The sequence below is a fragment of the Mycobacterium sp. genome (assembly GCF_032162605.1).
GTDB lineage: Bacteria > Actinomycetota > Actinomycetes > Mycobacteriales > Mycobacteriaceae > Mycobacterium.
Window position 1 is genome coordinate 1 of record NZ_JAVROT010000549.1, and the last position, 7,388, is coordinate 7,388.

Genomic DNA, 7,388 nt, shown 5'->3' on the forward strand with positions numbered 1-7,388 from the left:
TCCACGTGACGGCCGAGGATGCCTCCTGATTTATTGACCGTGTCGGCCCAGAGCTCGTATCCCCGCTGGGCAGCCTTGCCGGAATCCGAGAAGTCACCGGTGAGCGACAGAGAGGCGCCGACCTTGAGCGGGCCGCTGTTCGCGGGGCCGCTGGATCCAGAGCCACCGCAGCCGGCAAGAACCAGGGCTGCGACGCTTACGACCGCGATGGCGAGTAGGCGAAATAAATGGGTTCTGCGCATGTCCAACCTCACTGTCAGAACGATTGCGCGTCGCGGCCGACTGTCGCGTACGTCACTTGCAATCGATTGCAGTGAAGCGTGACACAGTCCTACGGACGTGTCAACGAGATGTGAATTGGGGTACGGAGGGCAGCTGGAGGCCGCCGAAGATCAGCTTCGGGGACGTCCGGTCGAGCCGCGGACTACGAGGGACACGGGCAGCGTGACCATCGCGGCCCCCTGCTCACCGGACTCAATTCCATGGAGTCAATGGTGAGGCGACCGGCTTATGGGCGTCGTTCAGGAGTCCATCTCGCAACCGATTGCAACGCGTCGGGCGTCACGGGCCACGCGGTCGAGTCGTTCGCCGGGGCGGCTGGTGCTCGGCTCCCGGCAGCGGCAGCAGTACATCCGACAGACGAGGAAGTAGAGATGTGCGCGTTCGTCAGATCCAGCATTCGGGGAACGAGTACCACCAGGGGCGTTGATGGTCATGGATGTGCTGGCCGCAGGTGTCAATCAACGTGATCTTGCCGAAGCGTCGGGCGCCTTCTACGCGGGCCTCCGGCGTTGCCGTCAGTCGTAGGCAAGCGACGGTGTCGGCAGGCTGGCCGACGGTCGCCGGGTGTTCTTCGACGCGCCCATCGCGCCCTACGGATCGTGGGCAGCAAAGCCTTGTCAACGAGAACGACGTGCTCGACGTGGCCGACGACGTGCCTGATGCGGTTGCGGCCGCACAGTCCGTCCGCAGTAGCTCCGGCAACGGCCTCAGATAGCCAACGTCGACGACTTCTTGACCTGCCAATTATGAACGCGCCCAACGCGATCAGTGGCGACAAACGCCCAAGTCGTCTCGTTCGCATCGAGAAGGTCAGGGGTTCGATTCCCCTAAGCCGCTGGGTCTTTGGGAACCGACGACGTTTTGACGGACTGCCAACGCGCGGCGCCAGCGCGAGCGCTGTCACCGGCGAGTCGTCGGTCGTGGCAACGCCTCATTAGTAGAGAATTGCAATGCGGCTACGGCTGCACTGGGTCTGACGATCACTCCGCACAACCTCCGTGACACCGCAGCGTCGCTCGCGATACAAGCGGGGGCCTCGGTCGTTGCGGTTGCGCGCTTACTTGGCCATGAATCGGCTGCGACGACGCTGAACCACTATGCAGGGCTCTTCCCGACCGACCTTGACGATGTCGCGATACGCCTCGATGCCGCCACGAGAGGCCGTCGGGGACCAGTGAGCGCCACTTCGTGTCATTGGCGCACCGACCAGGCGCCGACCAGCAGACTGGCCACCTGATAGCGGGGGACGCTTGGAAAACATGCCTGAACTGCAAAAACACTTGGTGCCCCCGGCATGATTCGAACATGCGACACCGGCTTTAGGAGAGCCGTGCTCTATCCCCTGAGCTACGGGGGCGGACCGGCTCGCAGCATACCGACCGACTTGGGGCTCCGTGTTTCCCACCACCGCTTTCGGGCTAAACACCGCCATGAGCACATCGAAGAAGGCCCGCCACACCGTCGACCGGCTGGCCGGCCGGGTCAAGGAGAACCTCGGCGAAATGACCGATAATCCGCGCTTGCGCAACGAGGGCAAGGCCGATCAGGTGAAGGCCCGCGTCAAGATGTCAGGCGAGCGTTTCAAGGACGCCGTCCGCGGGCGCTGACTCACCGCAGCTCGGCGATCACCTTCGCGAACGCCTCGGCGTGCGGCTGCTGAACGATGATGTAGGTGACCCCGTAGGTGTCGCGGTAGCGGCGGATCTCGTCGGCGATGTCCGTCGTCGATCCCGACAGCACGCCTGGCGTCCTCAGGAGTTGTTCGTCGGTCAGCTCCGGCAGGAAGCGCCGCGTGATCGAGAGGTCGGGGGTACCTGAGTCGTCGATCGGCATCGCGGTGATGGCGATGTTCAGCTCCAGGTCGTCGAAGCGTTCGGGAGCGGCGTTGCGCACGAACGTGATCCGTTCGGCGAGAGGGTCGCCGCCCTCGCTCGCCGGGTCGCCTCCCGTGAGGCCGATGATCTGTGCCTTCTCCGCGGCGACCGTCAGAAGCCGGTTGCCATTGCCCGCGATCAGAAGTGGGACCTCCGGCAGGTGCTCGCCCAGATATTCGGTGATGCGCCGCAGATGGTCGACTCGCTGCCCGGCGGTCGGGTACGGAATCTCGGCGGCCTCGAACTCCTCCTTGACGTAACCCGCGCCGAGCCCGAGCTCCAGGCGTCCGCCGGTCAGGTCCCGCATCGCCTTGACGTCGCGGGCCAGCAGGGCAGGCTTGTAGAAGCCGGCGTTGAGCACGAACGTGCCGACGTGAAGGGTCTCGGTGGCCGCCGCCGCCGTCATCAACGTCGGGAAGGGTGCGGGCGCACCGAGGTGGTCCGGCACGTGCAGAACGTCGTAACCCATGTCCTCCGCACGGCGGGCCCGGTCTTGAACCGACGACTGCCGATGTGCGGCGTGCAGACCGAACCCGAACCGAAAATCACGTGCCATGATCCGAGCTTAGGTGCCGGTTCGAAATCGAATGTTTGACCCCTGAAGGAGCGGGGCACTAATGACTTCGAGCTGTGCGAAGTTCATCGCGTCAGCAAGAGGAGTGTCACCCTGATCCGGTCCGTCGTGAACAACCCGGCGGGCCGGATCAACACCCCCGACCCCCCGACGTTCGGAGTCGAGGAGGAGTTCCTTCTCGTCGATCCGCACACCGGTGAGCCCGTTCCCCTCAATACCGCAGTCGCCGAGCATGCCGCCCGACGCGGTGTCGAACTGGAGCTCGAGCTCACCACCTGCCAGGTCGAGACGACGTCGGACATCGCGTCCTCGAGCGATGACCTGAGACGCGATCTGACCCGCTTGCGCCGCGTCGCCGCCGACGCGGCCAATGCGGCGGGTGCACGACTGCTGGCCGTGTCTCTGCCGCCCACCGTTGCGCACGAGTTTCCGATCACCGACAAGCCGCGCTACCGCGAGATCGCGGAGAGGTTCGGCATGATCGCGCACGAACAGGGCATCTGCGGCTGCCATGTGCATGTCGCCGTCCCGACTCGCGAGGTGGCGATCCAGGTGAGCAACCGGCTGCGGTCATCGCTGCCGCTGCTCCTCGCGCTGACGGCCAACTCGGCCGTGTACCGCAACGCCGACTCGGGACATGCGAGCTGGCGCAGCGTGCTGTGGGCGCGATGGCCCAGTGCCGGCCCGCCGCCGCACTTCGAGTCAGCCGCCGACTACGACGCTGCGGTCCGGATGATGCTGGACGCCGGGGCGATGCTCGACGACGGAATGGTCTATTGGGACGCCCGCCCGTCCGCCAACTTCCCGACGATCGAGGTACGCGTCGCCGACGTCCCCGCCACCGTCGCCGAGACCGTTCTGTTCGCCACCCTCGTCAGGGCGCTCGTCATGACGGTCATGGACGACGAGGAACGTGGCGAGCCGATACCGCCGCTGACCCCGCACGCCCTCAAGGCGGCGTATTGGAAGGCCGCCCACGAGGGGCTCCAAGGTGAGCTGATCGACCTCGGGGAGAGTCATGCGCGCAGGCCCGCCCCCGCGCTACTGGACGCGTTCGTCGATCGACTCGAACCCGCTCTGACCACCCTCGGCGAGTACGACATGGTCAAGGCCGAACTCCGGCGGGTCGTCGCCGACGGCAATGGCGCCGCCCGTCAGCGCAGGGCCTGGAATCGTCGCCGCGACGCATCCGACGTCATCGAAGAAGCGGCGGCCGCCACCGTGGAGGGCGTGTGACGCGTCAGGCCAGCGGCAGCGCGGCGAAGATCGGGGTGGTGGGCGACGTCGACCCGCCGCTCGGTTCGACCGTGAAGGCCAGGGTCTTGGAGTCCCCGAGATCTGGCAGCACGGCAGTGGTCGACGGCGCGACGGCTGCCGCGTCCATGATTCCTGCCGATTTCGGACCCTGCGCGTCGACCAGCCACATCTGGTAGACGGTTCCCGGTTTCGGCGGCGCGACGTTGTTCATCACGAGCATGCCCGCGTTGCGTTCCCGTGAGAACACCACCGTGGCGGTGCCCCCGGTCGGGATGTCGCCCGAGACGGTCCGGACGTCCGGAGCCGCGAAGATCTGCTCTGCCGCCGACTGCGTCTGCTCCGGCCGGATTGCGAATCCGATGCCGGCAGCGCCGAGGCCGATCGCCACGGCGGCCGCGATCGCGATCGCAGCGGCGCGCCGACGGGTCGATCGAGGACGCAGTTCGACCACCCTGCCCCCGCCGACGGCGGTCAGCAGGCGCTCGCGAAGGTCCGTCGGCGGCTCGGCCGCGGTGGAGGCCGACACCAGTGCCATCGTCTCCCGGACGGCACGCACCTCGTCGGCGAAGGCGAGCGCGACGGGCGCTGGCGCGTGGGCCAGCTGCCTGTCGATGTCGTCGAGATCGGACTGCGGCATCGCGTGCAGTGCGTACGGCGTGGCAAGTAGCAGTAAATCGTCGTTGTCATGCGGCTCGGTCACGAGACCCCCAGACACTTGCGTAATCCACGGATGCCATCTCGCATCCGTGACTTGACGGTGGCAAGGTTCGCCGCCAAACGCTCTGATACCTGTACATAGGTCAGGCCTTCGTAGTACGCCAATTGAATGCATTCGCGCTGCGGATCGGTCAGCGAATCCAGGCATTGGGTTACTTGCCGCTGCTCATCGAGCTGGATCACGGCCTCGGCGACCCGGTCCGCGGGCACTTCGAAGTTGGCGGCTCCGTACCGGGACTCGCGCTGGCTGGCGGACTGCTCGGAGCGCACCCGGTCGACCGCCCGGCGGTGCGCCAACGTCATGAGCCATGCCAGGGGAGTGCCCGCCGACGGGTTGTAGTTTGCGGCGTTACGCCACACCTGCAAGTAGATGTCCTGAGTGGTTTCCTCGCTGTAGCCAGGGTCGCGGAGCACACGCAGCACCAGCCCGAACACCCTCGCTCGAGTGTTGTCGTAGAACGCGGCGAACGCGTCGACGTCCTGCTGCGCCACCCGGCGCAACAAAGCGTCGAGGTCGGCTGTCACGCCGCGAAGCTTACTGGCGGAATCGAGAGTAGTCACGACATTCGCGATCAGGGCGGTCGGGGCACGAAAAACGAAGTGCGAGCGCAATATTCACGAAATCCCAGGCGGTCGGCCATGATTCGCTCGGTCAGCCGTGCGCCGGTGGCATACACCAGGAAGTACGTCATCGCCACGGGCGACAGCACCGTCGTCAACGACAGCCAGCCCGTGATGGTGATCAGCCACAGGCCCCACCACACCGCCGAATCGCCGAAGTAGTTGGGATGACGTGTCCAGGACCAGAGGCCGCGGTCCATGATCCTCCCCTTGTTGGCGGAGTCGGCCTTGAACTGGCGCAGCTGGTGATCTCCCACCGCCTCGAACAGGACGCCGACGACCCACAGCGCCACCCCGGCGATCAACACGGGCAGCAAGCCAGAGGGCGTCGCACGCAGTGAGGCCGATAGTTGCAGAGGCAGGGAGATGAACCACGCCAAGGCGGCCTGGATGAGGAAGATCCTGCGGATCACGTTGGCGGCGGAGAAGTCGCCTTTCAGCAGTTCGTCGTAGCGCGGGTCTTCGCCCTTGCCCGCGGACTTGCCGATCATGTGCCACGCCAGCCGCAGACCCCAGACGGTGACCAGAGCGAACACCAGGAGCCGCCGGAAGAGGTCACCGCTACCGATGACCGCCGCGACCGCTGCCACGATGACGAAGCTCGCGCCCCACGTCACGTCGACGACGTTGTAGCGGCCGATCCGACGCCCGATGACGAACGAGGCGCCGTAGACCAGTACCAGGATCGCCAGTGACGCAACGGAAACGACGAGGAAGTTCATCAGGTGGTACCCGTCGGTGCGAAGGTCCACTGGTAGACGTCGAGGTAACCGGACCGGAAGCCGGCCTCGGAGTACGCCAGGTAAAGATCCCACATCCGCTCGAAGACGTCGTCGAACCCCAACGCAGACAGCGAATATCGCTGCGAGTTGAAGCGCTCCCGCCACAGGCGCAGCGTCTCGGCGTAGTGGAGCCGTAACGACAGCATGTTCACCGTGCGCAGGCGCGTCTCACGCTCCGTGATGCCGACGACGGCCTCCACGGAGGGAATCATCCCGCCGGGGAAGATGTACTTCTGAATCCAGGTGTACGTGTTGCGGGAAGCCAACATCCGGCCGTGTGGCATGGTGATGGCCTGGATCGCCACGCGCCCGCCCGGCGAGACCAGGCGATCCAGGGTATGAAAGTACGTGGGCCAGAATCGATATCCCACCGCCTCGATCATCTCGACCGAGACGACGGCGTCGTAGCGCCCCTCGACTTCGCGGTAGTCCTTGAGTTCGATCGTCACCTGATTGGACAAGCCGGCGGCGGCGACGCGCTCCCGGGCCAGGCGCTGCTGTTCGGCGGACAGGGTGATGGAGTGCACCTGAGCACCACGCGAAGCGGCGCGAATGCACAATTCTCCCCAGCCCGTGCCGATCTCGAGCACGTGACTGCCCGGTCCGACGCGCGCCGAGTCGAGCAGCCGGTCGATCTTGCGACGTTGGGCGTCCTCCAATGCGGACCACTCGGGCTGCGAGTTGTCGAACAATGCGGCGGAGTAGGTCATGGTGCCGTCGAGGAATTCCGCGAACAGGTCATTGGACAGGTCGTAGTGCTCGGCGATGTTGTCGCGGGCCTGCTTGAGGCTGTTGTACATCGTGCTCGGATGCCGCACCACGGCGAATGGCCGAAGCCATTGCAGAGCAGGAGGAACGAGGTCTGCCATCGAGTTGGCAAAGGCGGTGAGCAGGCCCGCCAGGTCATCGGAGCTCCACTCGCCCGCCATGTACGACTCGCCGAAGCCGATCAGCCCGGATCTACCGACTCGCCGGAAAAGCGCAGTGGGCAGGTGAATGTCCATCGTCGGCAACGTCGAATCGGCGGCGCCGATGACGGATCCGTCGGGATAGCGGAGCCGCAGCGGAAGTCGCGCTGCGGCGCGGCACAGGAACGACTCCGCGACCCGTGCCGTCACCAAGCTGACCAGGCCCCCGGGAACCCAGGCAACCGACGGCCAGCGGGCGGGATCCAGTGCCGTACTGATGTTTCCGGTCGAATTGATGGTCACAGTGAATCCACCCTTTCCCTCTTGACCGCCTTCGGCTGTGGAACCACCGGTACCCGTCGAGCCCATAGCG

Annotated in this window: 8 protein-coding genes, 2 tRNA genes and 1 pseudogene; 4 read left to right on the forward strand and 7 right to left on the reverse strand. The window is 65.7% G+C overall.

The window, feature by feature from the left end; translation table 11 throughout:
• Positions 1-242, reverse strand: a 242-nt coding sequence (locus tag QOI01_RS30360; protein ID WP_526386980.1) for an ABC transporter substrate-binding protein, incomplete at its 3' end; no start/stop codon positions are given.
• Between the two features lie 802 nt (positions 243-1,044).
• Between QOI01_RS30360 and QOI01_RS30365 the strand changes: the two genes are divergently transcribed.
• Positions 1,045-1,116 (forward strand) — tRNA-Ala (locus QOI01_RS30365).
• Positions 1,117-1,237: 121 nt separating this feature from the next.
• Positions 1,238-1,519: pseudogene (locus QOI01_RS30370) on the forward strand (tyrosine-type recombinase/integrase); the annotation flags it as partial.
• 44 nt (positions 1,520-1,563) lie between these two features.
• Here the strand turns inward: QOI01_RS30370 and QOI01_RS30375 are convergent.
• Positions 1,564-1,639, reverse strand: a tRNA-Arg gene (locus QOI01_RS30375).
• A gap of 73 nt (positions 1,640-1,712) precedes the next feature.
• On the opposite strand from QOI01_RS30375, the gene QOI01_RS30380 reads away from it, so the two are divergent.
• Positions 1,713-1,889, forward strand: a complete 177-nt coding sequence (locus tag QOI01_RS30380) for a CsbD family protein (protein ID WP_526386982.1) — start codon at positions 1,713-1,715, stop codon at positions 1,887-1,889.
• Position 1,890: 1 nt separating this feature from the next.
• Here QOI01_RS30380 and QOI01_RS30385 read toward each other — a convergent pair whose 3' ends face one another.
• Positions 1,891-2,712: an LLM class F420-dependent oxidoreductase gene (locus QOI01_RS30385; RefSeq protein WP_526386984.1), complete on the reverse strand. Its 822-nt coding sequence runs from the start codon at positions 2,710-2,712 to the stop codon at positions 1,891-1,893.
• Between the two features lie 126 nt (positions 2,713-2,838).
• Between QOI01_RS30385 and QOI01_RS30390 the strand changes: the two genes are divergently transcribed.
• The gene (locus QOI01_RS30390) at positions 2,839-3,966 is read left to right on the forward strand and encodes a carboxylate-amine ligase (protein ID WP_526386986.1); all 1,128 of its coding nucleotides are present in this window, start codon (positions 2,839-2,841) and stop codon (positions 3,964-3,966) included.
• Positions 3,967-3,970: 4 nt separating this feature from the next.
• Here QOI01_RS30390 and QOI01_RS30395 read toward each other — a convergent pair whose 3' ends face one another.
• The 4 genes from QOI01_RS30395 to QOI01_RS30410 are packed head-to-tail and all read right to left on the reverse strand — an operon-like array spanning position 3,971 to position 7,318.
• Entirely contained in the window at positions 3,971-4,687 is a 717-nt protein-coding gene (locus QOI01_RS30395) for an anti-sigma factor (RefSeq protein ID WP_526386988.1), read from the reverse strand.
• Complete coding sequence (locus QOI01_RS30400; protein ID WP_526386990.1) at positions 4,684-5,265, reverse strand: RNA polymerase sigma factor; 582 nt, start codon at positions 5,263-5,265, stop codon at positions 4,684-4,686. Before QOI01_RS30400 ends, QOI01_RS30395 begins: the two co-directional genes overlap by 4 nt.
• A gap of 11 nt (positions 5,266-5,276) precedes the next feature.
• Positions 5,277-6,047, reverse strand: coding sequence for a DUF1295 domain-containing protein (locus QOI01_RS30405; protein ID WP_526386994.1), 771 nt, complete (start codon positions 6,045-6,047; stop codon positions 5,277-5,279).
• Complete coding sequence (locus tag QOI01_RS30410; protein WP_526386992.1) at positions 6,047-7,318, reverse strand: SAM-dependent methyltransferase; 1,272 nt, start codon at positions 7,316-7,318, stop codon at positions 6,047-6,049. Before QOI01_RS30410 ends, QOI01_RS30405 begins: the two co-directional genes overlap by 1 nt.
• Between the last annotated feature and the right edge of the window lie 70 nt (positions 7,319-7,388).